A 1,579-nucleotide genomic window follows, 5' to 3' on the forward strand; every position below is an offset into this window, starting at 1 on the left:
TGCATGGCGCCGACGAGCACACGCGTCCGGGCGGGGTCGTCGGACGGGACGGGCAGCAGCGCGGGGCCACGGTCGGCCAGGAGCTGCTCGAACGTGGGGAACAGGGCGGTGACGGCCACGCCGCCGGGGACGGGCAGGGTGCGCAGGTCGCGGGTAGCGGGCATGGACCGGACCGGCGCCGTCAGTAGTAGTAGGGGAAGTCGTCCCAGTTCGGGTCGCGCTTCTCCAGGAACGCGTCGCGCCCCTCCACCGCCTCGTCGGTCATGTACGCCAGTCGTGTGGCCTCGCCGGCGAACACCTGCTGACCCATCAGGCCGTCGTCGGTGAGGTTGAACGCGAACTTGAGCATCCGCTGCGCGGTGGGCGACTTGCCGTTGATCTGTCGCGCCCACTCGATCGCGGTGTTCTCGAGCTCGGCGTGGTCGACGACCCGGTTGACCGCGCCCATCTGGAACATCTCCTCGGCCGTGTACGCCTGACCCAGGAAGAAGATCTCGCGCGCGAACTTCTGGCCCACCTGCTTGGCCAGGTACGCGCTGCCGTAGCCGGCGTCGAAGGACCCCACGTCGGCGTCGGTCTGCTTGAACCGGGCGTGCTCGCGGGAGGCCAGGGTCAGGTCGCTCACCACGTGAAGCGAGTGCCCGCCGCCGGCCGCCCAGCCGTTGACCAGGCAGATCACCACCTTGGGCATGGTGCGGATGAGCCGCTGCACCTCCAGGATGTGCAGCCGGCCGCCCTCGGCCTTGACCCGGGCCTCGTCGACCTTGTCGGCGGTCGCGCCGGCCACGTCCGAGTCGTGTTCCGTGGAGTACTGGTAGCCGGACCGGCCGCGGATCCGCTGGTCGCCGCCGGAACAGAACGCCCAGCCGCCGTCCTTGGCGCTCGGCCCGTTGCCCGTGAACAGCACGGTGCCCACGTCGGGGGAGCGGCGGGCGTGGTCGAACACCCGGTACAGCTCGTCCACGGTGTGCGGCCGGAAGGCGTTACGCACCTCGGGGCGGTCGAAGGCGATCCGCACGATCCCGTCGGCCCGGCCCTCGCCCACGTGGCGGTGGTAGGTCAGGTCCGCGAGGTCCTCCCCGTTCCGGAAGCCCTCGACCTCCCGCCACTGCGTCGGATCGAACGGGTTCCCGGTCTCGCCCTGCGCTGCGCTGCTCTCGGTCATGGGTTCGACGTTAGCGTGGAGCCATGACATCCGTACCGGGCCCCGAGTCGATCGACGATCTGCTCGCCCGCGTCCACGTGGTGGCCCTGCCGATGCGGGTCCGGTTCCGCGGCCTCACCGAGCGGGAGGTGGCGCTGGTCGAGGGGCCGGCGGGGTGGGGTGAGTTCGGCGCCTTCCCCGAGTACGACGACCCCGAGGCCGCCCACTGGCTTCGCTCCGCCCTGGAGATGGCGTGGCAGGGTCCGCCGCCGGCCCTGCGGTCGCGTGTCGCCGTCAACGCCACGGTCCCGGCGGTCTCCGCGGGCGAGGTGGCCGGGATCCTCGACCGCTTCCCCGGGTGCACCACGGTCAAGATCAAGGTCGCGGAATCCGGGCAGCAGCTCGTCGACGACGTCGCCCGGGTCGCCGCGGTCC

General features: G+C 71.7%; 2 protein-coding genes. One reads left to right on the forward strand and one right to left on the reverse strand.

The features are described from left to right. Positions 1-181 precede the first annotated feature (181 nt). On the reverse strand, positions 182-1,165 hold the full coding sequence (locus G6017_RS14365) for a 1,4-dihydroxy-2-naphthoyl-CoA synthase (RefSeq protein ID WP_179523198.1): 984 nt from the start codon (positions 1,163-1,165) through the stop codon (positions 182-184). 23 nt (positions 1,166-1,188) lie between these two features. On the opposite strand from G6017_RS14365, the gene G6017_RS14370 reads away from it, so the two are divergent. Continuing rightward, the coding region (locus G6017_RS14370; RefSeq protein WP_524536305.1) for an enolase-like domain-containing protein at positions 1,189-1,579 on the forward strand (391 nt) is incomplete at its 3' end.

This window comes from Dietzia sp. B44, from assembly GCF_014145245.1.
Classification (GTDB): Bacteria; Actinomycetota; Actinomycetes; order Mycobacteriales; family Mycobacteriaceae; genus Dietzia; species Dietzia natronolimnaea.